16 protein-coding genes are annotated in these 15,756 nt (G+C 38.3%); 7 read left to right on the top strand and 9 right to left on the bottom strand.

The window, feature by feature from the left end:
• Nucleotides 1-424 precede the first annotated feature (424 nt).
• Nucleotides 425-1,033: a DsbA family protein gene (locus FTU13_RS16630; protein WP_180126512.1), complete on the top strand. Its 609-nt coding sequence runs from the start codon at nt 425-427 to the stop codon at nt 1,031-1,033.
• A gap of 85 nt (nt 1,034-1,118) precedes the next feature.
• Here FTU13_RS16630 and FTU13_RS16625 read toward each other — a convergent pair whose 3' ends face one another.
• From FTU13_RS16625 to FTU13_RS16615, 3 genes are read right to left on the bottom strand one after another with little or no spacing between them, the layout of a single operon-like run.
• The gene (locus FTU13_RS16625; RefSeq protein WP_180126694.1) at nt 1,119-2,039 is read right to left on the bottom strand and encodes a hypothetical protein; all 921 of its coding nucleotides are present in this window, start codon (nt 2,037-2,039) and stop codon (nt 1,119-1,121) included.
• Nucleotides 2,040-2,080: 41 nt separating this feature from the next.
• Nucleotides 2,081-3,211 carry a toxic anion resistance protein gene (locus tag FTU13_RS16620; RefSeq protein ID WP_180126514.1) on the bottom strand — a complete coding sequence of 377 codons (1,131 nt, stop codon included), beginning with the start codon at nt 3,209-3,211 and terminating at the stop codon, nt 2,081-2,083.
• 16 nt (nt 3,212-3,227) lie between these two features.
• Complete coding sequence (locus FTU13_RS16615; protein WP_180107244.1) at nt 3,228-4,019, bottom strand: tellurium resistance protein; 792 nt, start codon at nt 4,017-4,019, stop codon at nt 3,228-3,230.
• A 327-nt stretch (nt 4,020-4,346) separates the two neighbouring features.
• Between FTU13_RS16615 and FTU13_RS16610 the strand changes: the two genes are divergently transcribed.
• On the top strand, nt 4,347-4,835 hold the full coding sequence (locus FTU13_RS16610; RefSeq protein WP_078189122.1) for a TIGR00645 family protein: 489 nt from the start codon (nt 4,347-4,349) through the stop codon (nt 4,833-4,835).
• A 62-nt stretch (nt 4,836-4,897) separates the two neighbouring features.
• Here the strand turns inward: FTU13_RS16610 and FTU13_RS16605 are convergent, their stop codons facing one another.
• The 5 genes from FTU13_RS16605 to FTU13_RS16585 form a co-directional block, all read right to left on the bottom strand.
• Nucleotides 4,898-5,602, bottom strand: a complete 705-nt coding sequence (locus FTU13_RS16605) for a Crp/Fnr family transcriptional regulator (RefSeq protein ID WP_180126516.1) — start codon at nt 5,600-5,602, stop codon at nt 4,898-4,900.
• A gap of 117 nt (nt 5,603-5,719) precedes the next feature.
• Nucleotides 5,720-6,682 carry a TauD/TfdA family dioxygenase gene (locus FTU13_RS16600; RefSeq protein WP_180126518.1) on the bottom strand — a complete coding sequence of 321 codons (963 nt, stop codon included), beginning with the start codon at nt 6,680-6,682 and terminating at the stop codon, nt 5,720-5,722.
• 247 nt (nt 6,683-6,929) lie between these two features.
• On the bottom strand, nt 6,930-7,334 hold the full coding sequence (rnk, locus tag FTU13_RS16595; RefSeq protein WP_078192900.1) for a nucleoside diphosphate kinase regulator: 405 nt from the start codon (nt 7,332-7,334) through the stop codon (nt 6,930-6,932).
• Nucleotides 7,335-7,495: 161 nt separating this feature from the next.
• A complete protein-coding gene (gene glyA, locus FTU13_RS16590) occupies nt 7,496-8,749 on the bottom strand; it encodes a serine hydroxymethyltransferase (RefSeq protein WP_180035998.1) in 1,254 nt (417 codons plus the stop codon).
• A 156-nt stretch (nt 8,750-8,905) separates the two neighbouring features.
• Nucleotides 8,906-10,129 (bottom strand): alpha/beta fold hydrolase, encoded by a 1,224-nt coding sequence (locus FTU13_RS16585; protein ID WP_180126522.1) that lies wholly within the window; start codon nt 10,127-10,129, stop codon nt 8,906-8,908.
• A gap of 625 nt (nt 10,130-10,754) precedes the next feature.
• Between FTU13_RS16585 and FTU13_RS16580 the strand changes: the two genes are divergently transcribed.
• The 4 genes from FTU13_RS16580 to FTU13_RS16565 all read left to right on the top strand — a co-directional run bounded on the left by FTU13_RS16580 (nt 10,755) and on the right by FTU13_RS16565 (nt 13,322).
• The gene (locus FTU13_RS16580; protein ID WP_111885778.1) at nt 10,755-11,453 is read left to right on the top strand and encodes a 3'-5' exonuclease; all 699 of its coding nucleotides are present in this window, start codon (nt 10,755-10,757) and stop codon (nt 11,451-11,453) included.
• A gap of 88 nt (nt 11,454-11,541) precedes the next feature.
• A complete protein-coding gene (locus FTU13_RS16575) occupies nt 11,542-12,288 on the top strand; it encodes a hypothetical protein (protein WP_180126524.1) in 747 nt (248 codons plus the stop codon).
• Between the two features lie 217 nt (nt 12,289-12,505).
• A complete protein-coding gene (locus FTU13_RS16570) occupies nt 12,506-12,862 on the top strand; it encodes a hypothetical protein (protein WP_180008268.1) in 357 nt (118 codons plus the stop codon).
• Between the two features lie 166 nt (nt 12,863-13,028).
• On the top strand, nt 13,029-13,322 hold the full coding sequence (locus FTU13_RS16565) for a hypothetical protein (RefSeq protein WP_111885765.1): 294 nt from the start codon (nt 13,029-13,031) through the stop codon (nt 13,320-13,322).
• A 57-nt stretch (nt 13,323-13,379) separates the two neighbouring features.
• Here the strand turns inward: FTU13_RS16565 and FTU13_RS16560 are convergent, their stop codons facing one another.
• Nucleotides 13,380-13,592, bottom strand: a complete 213-nt coding sequence (locus FTU13_RS16560) for a hypothetical protein (protein WP_111885766.1) — start codon at nt 13,590-13,592, stop codon at nt 13,380-13,382.
• Between the two features lie 863 nt (nt 13,593-14,455).
• On the opposite strand from FTU13_RS16560, the gene FTU13_RS16555 reads away from it, so the two are divergent.
• A complete protein-coding gene (locus tag FTU13_RS16555; RefSeq protein ID WP_180132145.1) occupies nt 14,456-15,727 on the top strand; it encodes a site-specific integrase in 1,272 nt (423 codons plus the stop codon).
• Nucleotides 15,728-15,756 lie beyond the last annotated feature (29 nt).

The following is a 15,756-nucleotide window of genomic DNA, read 5'->3' as shown; positions in this document are numbered from 1 at the left end:
CTCCAGAGGAGTAAATTTATTTGATGAGAGAATGATAGAACAAACCATTAAATAGGTGAAACGGTTTGTTTTTATAAAATTAATCGGTTTTACAAATCAAATGATTAAATTTCTTTCTAAATCATAAATATATGGGAATATATTAACATTAAAATAATTTATTTCGTACACATATATCGTGATAAATCCCTCATTTTTTTCTTTTTTATTGAAATTAAACCAAGCCTATGCAAGACATACGCACGACCTGATCAATTACAAAACCCTTATAAAGCTTTAAGTTTAATTTCAGCAAGTCGGCTTTAAATCAAATGAAATATCAGATGATTTGACTGCTTATGAGTTCTATCAATAAAGCCGCAATCAATCCCTTGTATCAATCAGCCATCGATCTACAAGTATAAAATCAACAGTGAGCAGAATAATGAAAATTGAATTTGTCTTTGATATTGTTTATCCCATGAGTTATGTCACATTTCAAAAGTTAAAACAAAACTGGAATGAACATACAGCAACCCGTGTAGAGCTATTGCCGATTCAACGCGTTCCTGAAATTCCTGAACAAGGCTTAGATGTGCTGCAGTATTTAACCAATAAGTATGGCGCAAGTGCAGCAAAGCGAAAACTCGAAATGACAAAATTTGCCGCTTATAGCGAAGATGTGATTGTCAATATTGAGTACATGAAACGTATGCCAAACAGTCAACTGGCTCATCAAGCTATATTGGCCTTGGACAATATTCTGGATCAATATGCCCTGACTCAAGCCCTATTCCATGCATTATTTGCACACGGTCAAAATATTGCTGAAATTCACGTTTTAAAAAGCATTATTGAAGGCATTGGTTTAGATGGCTCGAAAGTACTGCGCTCAATTCAACATAAAGATATTGCAGACCGTCAGCATGAAATTACAAAGTATGTAAAATCAAAGGGACAACACCCCATTCCTTTTTACCTTGTGGATGGCGAAGTAAATGATCAGACTTTTTCTACACAGGAACTTCGACAACTTTTTCATCGCGCAAGTTAATCTACCCAAGATCAAAAATCCCCATACTATGTGATGGGGATTTTTATTCTGAGCAATGCCATGATCTAAAAAGTGAATAGGCCTGTTAATGAAGTCCCTGCTCAATTCGATTAATCCGTGATTTGAACTGCTGAGAAAGCAGATACAAAATTAAGCTCAAAATCAGCGTGAGTACTATCACGACGATCAACACCCAACGTACAACAACTTCTACTACATTGGCTTGCTGAACTTGTTTTTCCACGCTTTGCGCCATCGGTGTCATAGTTTTATCAAATAGCTGATTTTGCATCGCCCAGAGCTGTTCAGGCTGAAAACCGTATTCACGGAATTTTGCTGGATTTTGTTGCTCGGTATTGATTAAGGATTGCACCAAAGGAATTGCTGTCGCACGATCTACAGGCTTATGCATCAAAGCAGCTTGTGCAAGTAAATAGGCTTGCACAGGTTTTGCCAATTGTGCATCTTCAATTTCGAAAGCCAGCTGGCTTTCCTGAATATTTTTTTCATAATGTACCAATTTTTGATCTGCTGCACGATCATCATGATTAAGGTCATATTGCACATAAGTTAAGCCTGACCAAAGCACAATAAACGATAAAATCCAGCCAACAAATTTCAATACAAAAGATTGGAATCGAATTCTAAAAAATTGAAATTTTTTTAGAAAACCAACCAAGAAAAATGCGCCAATAAATGAAACGATGAGTTTTAGAAATAACCAGCCAATAAAGGATAAAAAGTTTAAAAAATAGTCGGAAGACTCACCGAGTTGATATGTCAAATCACCTGCACTAACGGGAATATGCAGTTGCTGTACGCTAGAACTTAGGCCAAAAAAGCTATAAACCATATCATGCTGAATAAACAACATCACAGCCGAAACGATCAGTACAGAAACACTGGTTAAGGTCAATAACGTCAAATTGCGTTGACGCTTCTTAATGGTTTGAAGCCCTGTTTCCAGTTGCTGCGGATTTAGCGCATATTCATCAATGGGAGGCAAAGACATACTCCTTCAGATTATATTTTCACCTCCCTCACAGTTTATGAAGAAGGGTTTGAACCACTCGATTCAATTACTAAATGATTCAAATTGTTTTGTAAGGCACGAATACGTGTCGTCGCTTCTTCACGCTTTTGTACACCTTCTTTCTGAATTTGAATCACATCATTAACGGTTTTAATGAGGGTATTTTGCACATGTTCAAGTGTTTCGATATCAATCACTGAACGCTGATTGGCTTTCGCTGTATCGACAGAGTTTTGATGCAACAAATCTGCATTGCGTTTTAATAGGTCATTGGTCGCATCATCAATGCTATTTGCCAATTGCACGCTGTTCTTTTGTTCTTGCAATGAAATCGCCAAGCTAATTTGGTTTTTCCAAGCCGGTAAGGTGATATTTTTAATAGCATAAAATTTATCAACCAACATCAAATTGTTGGATTGAATAATGCGAATCATCGGCAAGGTCTGCATCGCAGACTGTTGCAAGATCTGTAAATCACTCACACGTTTTTCAAGATTATTTGCCAAATGATTGAGGTCATAAATTTTTTGCGTAGTGGTTTGATCTTGAACTTGAGTGGTTAAGCTTGCAATTTCCTGTTGAATTTCCTGCTCTTTCAACTTTCCTGCGGCGATATACACCCCTAATTGTTTATATTCGTCTTGTACGCCTTCAAACATTTTATCCAAGGTATTTACACGGGCTTTTAAGCCATTTTGCGAAGTTTCAATTTCTTTGACCAACGCATCAATTTGCTCTTTGGTGGTATTAAAGTGCTGATCAAAACTTTGCTTAGCACCTTTAAATTTATTCAGCAAACCACCAAAAAATCCTGAGCTTTTAGATTTATTTAAAATGCTCGTGGTATTTAGCTGCTGTGCGACTTGTACCACCTGATTGAGCTTTTGACCTGTCGCATCTAGATCTTTATTTTGCACCAAATTTAATAATTCATCGGTATAGGTCGACGTCTTGGTGGCAATGTTTTTACCGTATTCGGCAACACTATTATGACTTAAATCTGCCAATTCCTTACGTGCAGCTTCGACTTCGTGAAAATCGGAAGTTTGTAAGCCAATCTCCTGCAAATTGAGTTGCTGAAATTTTTCTTCAGTCAATTCTTTGCTTACTTCAACGGGTAAATTTTTGGCATCTAAATCGGTCATAACTCACCTTATATTTCTAAGACTTAGAGGAATTCTCTAATGATTTTTTTAAAGTTTTAATCAAATTTTCACGGCTATTATCAAGCTTTTCCAATGAACTTGTCGAGTTACTTTGACGACTTTGTTTCACATGATATTGCCATGCTGGAATCAACACCTGCTGAGCTTCCTTATATCGATCTAATAATTCAAAAGAAAGCTGCTGAGAAAGCTGCATTTGCGTAATTGCAATATCATTACTGGCTTGTAAGGTTTGCAACGTATTCACCTTTTTCGATAAACGTTCTGCAAAGTTGTCAAGCGGATGCTGATTTTTCACAAACTGTGGGTATTCCACCAAGAACTCTTCAGCCGCGACGATATAGCGCGCCATTTGCTCACGTAAGCCTTGTAGTTGATTAAAACGTGCTTGGGACTTTTGAATTTCTAACTGTAATTTTTGGCTCAGATGATTTGCCCGATCAAGTAATTGATCTAGATTTTTATAATATTCAACTTGTCCTGAACCATATTCCAAATCGATGCCTAACCATTTTTGCAAGGCATTAAATTTGCGTCTTTTTAAATATTTTTTTGAATTGGCTAGAGCTTGAATCAACTGTTCAATAGTTTGACTAAGTTGTTTCGTCAATTGAGGGTCAACACCGTCTAGCAGCACCGACTGTGCTTGAATTAATTGATCTGCATAATGATTTAGACGATATTGATCGGTCAGTAATGGCACAAGGTCATTCCGCTTAATCGAAAGCACTTCCGCCCGATCTACCGTAATATCCTTTAACGGCACCAATACATCAATTTGTGACATAGCCAATTAAACTCAATAAAATCATTTTTATACTACAAGTTCTGCCATAAAAGTCTTGTAGTATTTTGCAAAAAATACATCTATTTCATCGGTCAAATTTCGCCATCAAATTCAACCGTCGCATATAGATCCGCCAAAGCAGTCATACAGCATCCTTTGAATAGATATGATGACCTAAACAGATGAATTCAAGCTTAAGATATCCAAAGATTCAATCTAGATTTAAATTAAACAACTGACTCTATATGAATTATTATCAAAATTATCGTAAAATTTAATTCATATACCTTAGAACCAAATATTAGATCAATAATTTTAGAGGCTTAAATGGAACGTTTTTTCCATAACACAATGTATGCAGCACGTTGGATTCTGGCTCCCGTGTACTTTGGTTTATCCTTTGCACTGTTACTGCTCGCGATTAAATTTTTCCAAGAAGTCATTCATGTCCTTCCGCATATTTTAGAATATTCAGAAGCTGACCTGATTTTAGTCATCCTCTCTTTGGTCGATATGACTATGGTGGGCGGACTGATTGTAATGGTGATGTTTTCAGGCTATGAAAACTTTGTTTCGCAATTAAAAATTAATGAATCGACCAATCGCTTGAACTGGCTCGGCACCATGGATGCCAATTCATTAAAACTTAAAGTTGCAGCGTCAATCGTGGCAATTTCTTCGATTCATTTATTGCGTATTTTTATGGATGCGAAAAACATCCCCAATGACAAAATCATGTGGTACATCATCATGCATTTAACCTTTGTTTTTTCTGCTTTTATGATGGGTTATTTGGATAAAATCAGTAAGCACTAATCTAAAAACAAGTCCAATGAAGCCATTTGCGATTATGGCTTCTCGTCAAATTTTAAATCTAGTTATTCATCAAGTTCACTCATTCGCCTTAAACGTTCAAGATCCAAGATCACGATTTGTCCATAATTCCACGCGATCACCTGTGTTTGAACAAATTGTTGTAGATGCTTATTCAAGGTTTGGCGTGAAATATTAAATGACTCTGCAAATTCCTGCTGACTGAGTTTCAGGGGAATTTCCTGCCGACAGCCATATTGCTCATAAAGTCGAATCAAATGTCTAGCAATACGCTGCTCTAGCGTTGCCGTTCGCAAATAACGATTATGCTCAAACATCAAATACATGCGTCGACTGAGAGATTGCACGACATTCCAAAGCGCCTGTGGATCACGCTGTAAAACGGCTAAAAACGTTGTTCCAGAAATGATTGCCACCTCGACGTGTGTCGCAGCAAAATAATCATAATTCAAAGGCTTTTGTTGTAAGAGTGCGACAAAATTAAATACCGATTGACGACGAATATAGTCATTTACAATCAATTCACCATTATTTAGCAACCATCCAATTTGTAGCGTACCTGAAAGTAAAATATAAATATCTTGCACGATTTGTTGTTGTTTTAAGATGTGTTGCTGTGCATGAAAACGTGAATATTTCACCTGTTGCACAAGCTGCTCTAAAGTCTGATCGCTAAAGCCCTGAAAGATGTCTTCATTACGCAAAATTTGCAACAAATGTTGTTGGGCAGAGTTCTTTTGATCGCTCACGTCTATAAAAAAATACCTAAGATCTCATCGATCTTAGGCAAGTGCTGAAAAATGTAAAACCATTGTTTTTCGCATTATTTATCTATTTTTATGCTGTTTTAATTGAAGCCTTGCAACTTAGGATGCTTTCTCATAAATACGACCTGCTTCAGAACGCAAGTTTGAAATGTCCGTGTTTTGAATATTTTTCAGCACAGTACTCGGCTGACCATTTACATCGACAGGCACATCGCCCTCGATAGTGACACGTGAGGCGATACGTAGCTCATCACCATAGTCATTGATGGCACGGTGCTGCGTCGCACGATTGTCCCAAATCGCAACATCACCAACCGCCCAGCGCCAACGCACAATATTTTCCCATTGCACGATTTGCTCTTGAAACAGTTCAAATAGGCGTCGTGACTGTGCCGGACTGTATCCACTGAAGCGTTTAAAGAAGTGACCCAACACCAAACTTTTTTCACCTGTTTCAGGATGTACACGCACCAAAGGATGCTCAGTTTCCACTTCTACTGCAGTACGGAATAAATGGCGACCTTCTTCATTGTACTGACCTTTCGGCGCCGCATAGTCATAACTGTTGCTATGCACCGCGCGTAATTGTTCCGCCAACTTTTGCAGCTCAGGACTTAAATCTTCATAAGCGGTCACGGTATTGGCCCAAACCGTATCGCCACCATGTTCAGGTGCAACTATATTTCTTAAAATTGTGGCTTTAGGATAATTGGGCAAAAACGTAATATCGGTATGCCACGAATCTGCGCGCCCACCACGTGAGTCAATTGACAAAGTATGTGCTGTACCATCTTTGAGTGGCACACTTGGGTGATTCAACGGATTTCCTAAAAGTCGTGCAAAGGCTTCTTGTTCTAGATCTGTGAGATCTTGCTGTCCACGCACAAATACAACTTTATATTTTAATAGTGCATGATTAAATTCATCGACCACGCTTTTGTCTAAATTTCCAGACAACTGAATGCCAGAAATTTCGGCACCAATACGACCGGTTACAGGTTTTACTTCAATATGCTGATATTGATAGTCTGGATTGTAATGATTCGATTCTAATTGTGTCATAGGGCTCTACCTTATTCTTCAAATTATTAAGCAACAATGGTGTTGTTGAAATAAAGTGTGCCGACTTCGTGCCCATGACTCTGTCAATTATTTGACAGTTTTCCCAAGTTAAACTGCTATGGTTGTAATAAAATCTGCTTAACAACATTTACACATTTCATATCTAAAAATGCAATAAAGAAAAAATTAAAAAGCCATCGGTATCGATGGCTTTGTGTGCGGATTATATCTGTATATCACAGCGGAATTATAGATAATTCCCTTCACGCTCAGGTTGATAGAGCACTTTAATGATTTTGACTTTCATGGTATGACCATCAGGCTGCGGCCATTCTATTTCCTGCCCTTCAGCCAAACCTAAAATGGCAGCGCCCACTGGAGCCAAAACATTGACTTGACCTTTATCGCCACGAAAATCATGTGGATAGACCAGTGTAATTTCGGTTGCTTCTGTCGCAGGTGCAATGTTAATGAGAACTTTGGCATTCATACTCACCACATTGGCAGGGACATCTTGTGGAGCAACCACTTCAGCGCGCGCCATCTCATCTTCCAAATGCTCCATCGTCGGCGTCAGCTTAGACTGATGCTCCAACATGGTTTCTAAACGATGTAAATCTTGTTCTGAAAGAATAATATTGGGTTTTTTCATATAAAGTTCCTTTGCGACCTTGCCAACAGATCTATAGCGATGGGCAAATTTTTTGTTATCTCTTATTCCGTTATATCAGAAATATAAATGTTTAGATAACTTTTGAATTTTTCTGATGACATAAAAAAAAGCCCCCTTGAGGGGGCTTTCTCAAGTCAGACTTATTTTGCGTAAACTGGGAATTTAGCGCAAACAGCAGCAACTTTTTCTTTCACTGTAGCAATCACAGCTTCGTCACCTTTGCTGTCTAGAACGTCAGCGATCCAGCCTGCAAGGTCACGTACTTCAGCTTCACCAAAACCACGTGTTGTTACAGCAGGAGTACCGATACGGATACCAGAAGTCACGAATGGAGAACGTGGATCGTTTGGTACTGAGTTTTTGTTCACAGTAATGTGAGCAGCACCTAACCAAGCATCGGCATCTTTACCAGTAATGTCTTGTTTAATTAAAGATAATAAGAACAAATGGTTCTTAGTACCGCCAGAAACAACATCATAACCACGTTCGATTAGAACTTCAGCCATTGCTTGCGCATTCTTAACAACTTGTTGTTGGTAAGCTTTGTATTCAGGCGCCATTGCTTCTTTGAAGCAGATCGCTTTAGCCGCTACAGCGTGAACTAAAGGACCACCTTGATTACCAGGGAATACAGCTGATTGTAATTTTTTCTCGATTTCTTCATTTGCTTTCGCAAGAATTAAACCAGAACGTGGACCACGAAGTGTTTTATGTGTAGTCGTTGTAGTTACGTCAGCAATTTGTACTGGGCTTGGGTAAACACCAGCAGCAACTAGACCAGCTACGTGAGCCATATCTACGAATAAGTAAGCGCCAACTTTGTCCGCGATATCACGGAAACGCTGCCAATCAACAACTTGGCTATACGCAGAGAAACCAGCCACGATCATTTTTGGCTTGTGTTCTTCAGCTAAACGTTCAACTTCTTCATAGTCGATTTCGCCAGTTTCTGGGTTCAAACCGTATTGAATTGCGTTGTAAGTTTTACCAGAGAAACTAACTTTAGCACCGTGAGTCAAGTGACCACCGTGAGCCAAGCTCATACCTAAAACTGTATCGCCTGGGTTAAGTAGCGCAAGGTAAACTGCAGAGTTTGCTTGTGAGCCAGCGTGTGGTTGAACGTTTGCATAATCAGCACCAAACAATTCTTTAGCACGGTCAATGGCCAATTGTTCGATCACGTCTACATACTCGCAACCGCCGTAGTAGCGTTTACCAGGGTAGCCTTCTGCATATTTGTTAGTAAGTTTTGAACCTTGAGCTTCCATTACTGCAGGTGAACAGTAGTTTTCTGAAGCGATTAACTCAATGTGCGCTTCTTGGCGAGCATCTTCATTCGAGATCGCTTGAGCTAATTCAGGGTCAAATTGAGCAATAGAGGTGTTGGCAAACATTAGCGAGGTCCTATTAAATTAGGGCTTTTAAGCCGTGCTAAGATTGGCGCGTATTGTAGCATGAAGTTTTAGAAATGAGAGAGGGAAGTTTGTGCTGTTTTTAAATAAATAATGCCCGTGTTGAATCTGCACGAGCACTATTTAAGTCAAATCAACTTATTGATTTGGCATGAGAGTCTCTACATCTTGCACAAAATTTGCCAGATTATCGGTATAAATACTAATATGATCTGCTGTCGCTTGCTCACGATAGTCAATCGATGTTCCCGGCTTAGCAAGGCTAATCATAAATTTAGTCGCATCTGCTGGAATGGTCTGATCGGCTTTACCTTGATAAATGATGATCGGCGTTTTCACCGCTGTCGTTAAAGGCTGTGAACCTTCACTCATAAAGTTTTGGATTGGCTTTAAAGTTAAGAAATCAGGCTGAGTTCGACCATAGTTATCCAAAGTCGTGTTCTGACTCGCATAACTGAGCATGTCATCTTGAATTAACTTGATTAACTCGCCTGAACACACTGTTTCAGCCTGAGGTGCAATCGCAGCCAGATGTCCACTAAATACTTTTGAATAATCCACACTGTTTTTATGCCCTTGCATACCCGCAATGATTTGCGCAGTAAAACTGTCTAAAGGCGCATAAATCATACTTTGCACGGTTGCAGGTTTGTCTTTGGCTAACTTCTCGCCAGCGTCAAGAATGAGCGCAAGATTATTTGCAGGTGCTATGGCAATCGTTCCCTTATAATTTAAGTCAGCACGTGATGCATATTCAGCTGCACCTAATACGGCCTGACCACCTTGAGAGTGTCCGATCGAAAGCCAATCCTTCGACACCGTTTTACCTTGACTGGTTAAGTAACTTCGAGCAGCGACAACAGCATCGGTAATCGAAAAGGCTTCACTTTTTAGATTCAGATAAGGATGGTTTTCACGTCCACTAGGTTCCCCTAATCCTTCATAATCGGGTGCCACAACGACATAACCCTTTGCCAATAACATTTGCAATAAATATTCAGTGCCTTGCAAACCTTGTTGGCTCGGAGCGCATTTATCAGCCACACCGGTCGTTCCATGTGCCCAAGCCACAATTTTCCAACCACCTGCCGGAGCAACTGTTTTTGGGGTAAAGACTAAGGCTGTGGCTTGAACAACTTTGCCATCTACTCCTAGCATTTTATAGGTCATCAATCGGCTGTCTGCACTCACAGCAGGCATATTGTCTTGACTATAGGCTGTTGTAGTTACCACCGGATTTTTGATCTGATTGAGATCAGCGTTTGTTTCAGGATTACTAAATTGTTGGTCATTACTATCATTACCGCAGGCTGCTAAAAATAGCGCACTGCTGACTAAAACCGTTAAACGCAGCATTTTCATTCCATGATCCTTTTGTTTGTTGTTTTAAAGTCAATTTTTCATTGAATATGAATCATTAAATACATGGAACAAACTTTTGTTCAAGCCTAATTTTTAAGCAACTACTCTTATTTTAATTTATCAAATTAATATAGAACTAAAACTTTGTTTTAGCTCGATATGGATTAACAGCATTCAAATAAATCAGCCACCCCGATCTCAGAAAAATGGCTGAACTTATATTTCTGATCATTGGATACAGATTGGGCTATTTTTCGGAGGTTAAAGCAAAATGTAAAATCAACAAAAATGCTGTACCCCCTGCCAACTACACAAACATATGCACAAAAGTAAAGCCGAAAAACCACCATGCCATTGATCGTGAACATACTCTAGTGCTTAATCCACTTAGCGACATTTTTGGATATCACGATGGACAAAAGCCTTTAAAATAAGTCGATTTAGAAGATGGTTTAGCTTTATCCCGCTGTAAAGGTTATATTTCGGCAGATGCGATAAAAGCAGATTATTTAAACACTGCGCAGCCATCTTCATAATATTCCTACAAATAATCACAGCATGGGTTTGTCAGTGTGGATGTGATCATGTACATTCATAAACATTATTCAACATGCTGGAACTGGACATGCAAGCCATCATTCTCGACACAGAAACCCATACACTAAATGGACAACCCATCGAGATTGCCTATGCTCCAATTCAGGTGGCAGATGCCAAAATTACCCTAGATAAATCTAAAATTTTTGATCAACTTTATCGTTGTGATGAAGCAATTTCTTTTGCAGCAATGGCTGTACATCATATTTTAGAATCAGATCTTGAAGGTCAGCCCCACTACAGCAGTTTTGAACTCCCATCAGAGACGACATATATCATTGGGCATAATATCGACTACGATATTCGAGCGCTCGAAAAATGCGGTGTAGATGGTTCAAAAATTAAAGCCATTTGTACCCTTGCCCTTGCTCGTCGAGTTTGGCCTGATGCAGAAGCGCATAATATTTCTGCCTTGATATATATGATCACCAAAGGCAGTGAAAAAGCACGTGAAATGATCCGTAAAGCTCACCGCGCAGATATGGATATCATTTTAACTGCCAATATTTTGATGCATATCGTCCATCACTTAAAAATCAATAGCATCGAAGAATTATACGAAGCTTCGGAAGATGCTCGCATTCCTCGCAGTATTAATTTTGGTAAACATCGTGGTACCGCAATTGCAGAATTACCTGCAGACTATGTGCAATGGCTATTACGTCAAGATGACTTAGACCCGTACTTGCGTAAAGCTTTAGAAAACTCTGCTGCCATTACTCTATAAATCATTGATTGTTTAATATTTTCTTAATATTACTGTCATTATCACTGCATAGGATTGTCTTAATTCTTTTGAGCTATGGAATTAAGGCATGTTCAACTATCAAAAAACTGAGCTGGGGTTTCAAACTTTAAAAGACCGACAGCTCGCATTAAATGCTAGACAACGTCGTCTGCTACTCTTAATTGGTAGTGATGACTTTAACCAAATGCCAGTGCATTATCAGCAGCGGATTGCTGAAGAGACATTGCTCGAGCAACTAATGGAACTTGGGCTGATTCAACCAATTACAGCACATGATCATCTACGCCTTCAAAGCTCAGATTTTTCTGCTTTTAATACTCCTAAAAAAGCGCCTAGCAATACATCCGATCTCAATAACCTTAGCCCTGCATTTGATCTCACAGCGCAAGAACATGTGACTTTTAATGAAGTTTCAATTCCTACGATGGAAGTTCCTCAGATTCATTCACAGTACGCACTGACGACCTCCCTACCAATGGATGCGATGGGCTCTACACCCCATCAATTCCCACAATCCACACCTGAAACTACGACAACAAACAATCCTGTATTACCAGAAAAAACCGTTGATTTCATCGAGCATGATTTTGATGAGTTGCAGAGTTTTATGTGCAGTTACTTACAGCGTTATTGTGGGCTGATGGCAAAAAAATTAATGCTTAATATTCAACAGGCCACGGACATTGCAGACTTAAAAGCCTGTCAGATGCAATGGATCACCTGTCTAAATGAATCCAATATTCAACCTAAACTCTTACAACATGCATTACAGCAAATTAATTACAGTCTAAAAAATCTGCAACAACTGGTTTAACTTAGAGACTTTTCCTCACTTCTCATTCAAAAAACAACTTAATGAGGTGAGTAATTCTTCACACATATCAATATAAAAAATTGAATTTTATTAACTTTATCGATTCACTTATTTCTTTTATGGTTTTAACTGCTGTTTTATACGACCTTCCCCTAATGTCAATCAACAGTAAAAAATCGCAAGAATTAAACCGACCTCCCAGCGTTTGAGCATGTCAATGTCACAACAATTTTGTTTAGAATTTGATTCTTTCGATAATCCAATGCAACTCAGCAAAATTGGCAATTGGGTATTTACCTTCTTAACCTCACAAGACGAATTGCCTAATGTTCAATTGGCCATTACCTATGTCATGCCACGAAAAATTAGTGATGAATTACAGCCTAGACGTGTGGTCATTCAAAATACAGCCATTGAAACAATTTGGCGTATAGAACAAGTTGAATGCTTCAACAGCCAAACGAACCAAGAACTCACCTTTACAGCAGCGGAACCTCAAGCTCAATTGGTTTTAAACAGTATCATTGAAGAATTTGCCCGTTACGATGTCCCATTGGTATTCAAGCCTCTTTAATTTAAAGCGAATTCCAACTTATTTTTCATAAAGATTTAAGCTGTCTCAATGATTTAACCAAAGTCACCTAGATAGACATTAAATGAAAAATAATCCATACAGATTATTGTTGCTCAATTCATATACACTATTCCTGCTCAATAATTTTTGACCATGGATAATAAAAATGAATTTAGCCAATTATTCTAATGATCAGGCACTCATCCTTTTCAACCTATATAGCAGCCTTGAACAATGTCTAGATGCGATTGGACATCTGCACCTTGGACCAAAACTAGTGCTGACCGACCATGATGTATCAAAAGATCATATGATCGTGCAACGTTTTCAAGCTGGGGTTTTAACTCAAGAAATCCAAGTGCGTAAACAAGACGTTGAATTGTCTTCTAGCAATCCGATGACGCGCTATCAGTTACTCTCTTATATTTTGAATCAATTTAAAGCAGATCAAACAGCTTAAATTTCAATCTCTAAAAATAAAAAACTCACCATAAGGTGAGTTTTTTATTCATTCAATTTAAGCTTCTAAAAGCTTGTAAATACTGTCCGATTTTTGACTTTCAAAAAGTAATTCGATACTGGGTAGGATGATTTCACCAGCAATAATGATATGTTCAATGCGATGAAACAGCCCTCTTGAATCTTCTTCTGAAGGATTACGCACCAAAGCTTGTGCTTCATAAACCTGACTAAATTGGTCCTTTACCTTTATGTCAATCATCTGTGTCATGGTAACGTCTCTACTTGTTTTAATAATTGCATTTTTTATATCACACCTTTACGCAACAACCTGCTTTGTAAATGTTAGATTTCATGGCAATGTAAACTTATTTTACTTTAGTAAATATATATCAATAACATAAGTTGACTATTTAATTATTGTTTGACAAAAACACTATATTTTCACATTTTGAAAGACATTAAAAAGCCCGCATTGCTGCGGGCTCTATGTTGGAAGGCTAGTGCTGATTTCTTGTCTGCAATATCTTAAGACTAAAATATTACGAAACTCAACGAGCTGTCATTGATCCGTCCAACTTATTGGTAGCGTCGTTTTATGACCTACCGTGATTTAAATATAGCACTTTCAATTCTCTTGCCAAGCCTTGCTAACACTTCAAAACAATTGATCAAATAAAATACAATTGACATTTTTTCAAAATAAGCGATCATAGCTCTGCCCAATGCTTGTGAAAGATTTAAATAAATAGGCCATTAAAAATAAATTCTACACTATCAATCTATAAACATTCTTTTCTCTTACTTTTAATTCTACCTTTGACAACCCTTGTATTAATTTCTGACTTGAATTTTAAGTCTTATATCCATTTTTAGCATTGTTTAAAAATACTAATGAATAAGATTGCCGTCTCAAATTAAAATCTAAGACAAAAAAAGCCCCTGTATCACTACAGGGGCTTTTTTGAATTTGGCGGAAGCGGTGTCCGTCTAACAGCAGTCCTAAGCAATCCCAGATAATATTTTAAATATATATTTTTCAATTATTTATAAACTTAACCATCCTAAGCCATCTTGTTTCATCCAACCATTTCCAGTATCTTATGAGGGGTAGGTTGTGGGGTAAAAAAGAACATGCCAAAAAAATCTAAAGAGCTATCTGCTCTCAGTGTAGCAAAAATTAAGGAGACTGGGCGACATTCTGTAGGGGGCGTTGATGGCCTTTGCCTGAATGTCGAAGGTAACTCCCGTGTCTGGATTTTGCGTGCAGTAGTGGGAAAACGTCTGGATAAAGATGGGAAACTAAAACCACATCGCCGTGATATTGGTATTGGCCCTTACCCTGAAGTTTCATTAGCTGAAGCGCGTGCCAAGGCAACAGAATTAAGGTTACAAATACGAAGCGGTATTGATCCGATTGCTCATAAGCAGCAACAGCTTGAAAAGCTGTATGTTCAGAAACTTCGTGACAAAACATTTATGGAATGTGCAAAAGTCGTTATTGCCAATAAAACTCGTGAACTCAAAAATGAAAAACATATTGGACAATGGTCATCTACACTGGAAACTTATATTTATCCAACCTTGGGGAATCTTAGCATCAGTGCAATTACTAAAGTTGATATTGCCGAAGTTCTTAGACCTATCTGGACTGAGAAAAACGAAACAGCTAAACGTATTCGTGGTCGTATAGAAACAATTTTTGATTACGCCAAGGCTATGGGATATTTTGTCGGTGATAACCCTGCCGAATGGAAAGGTAATCTTGAGCCAATCTTAGGCAACTTAAAGCAGGAATCACGCCCTCACCCATCCTTACCTTATGAACAGGTCTCTGAATTTATTCAACACCTGAGACAGAAAAAAGGAATTTCATCTAAAGCCCTGGAATTTGCAATTTTAACTGCCTGTCGGTCTGGTGAGATTTTTGGAGCTATATGGCAGGAAATTGATTTTAAGAATAAAGTCTGGATTATTCCTAAAGAACGAATGAAAGCAGATAAAGAGCATCGTGTTCCTTTGTCTCAACAAGCTATTAGTTTGCTTAAATCAATTCAAGCATATACTCAGCCACAAGATTTCATTTTTCCTGCACCTCGTAATGGGCAGATGCTTTCTGACATGTCATTGACCACTCTAATCAAACGAATGCATGAACAAAAAGTTGAAGAAGATGGCTTAGGCTATATAGATCCTAAACAAAACAGAGTGATCACGACACATGGTTTCCGCTCTACTTTCCGGGACTGGTCAGCAGACAAAACAGATTACCCTAGAGAGGTTTGTGAGCACGTACTGGCACATAAGCTACCTGATGAAGTCGAAGCTGCATATTTACGTGGGGCTTATCTGGAAAAACGTAAGAGTTTGATGACTGATTGGGCTCAGTTTTGTTGTAAATTATGATTAGTATTTACTGAAAATTCACACAATAA

The organism is Acinetobacter sp. YH12064, assembly GCF_013419735.1.
Taxonomy (GTDB): Bacteria; Pseudomonadota; Gammaproteobacteria; order Pseudomonadales; family Moraxellaceae; genus Acinetobacter; species Acinetobacter amyesii.
The sequence above is the reverse complement of the archived record's forward strand: the minus strand, read 5'-3'. Positions and strand labels throughout refer to the sequence as shown.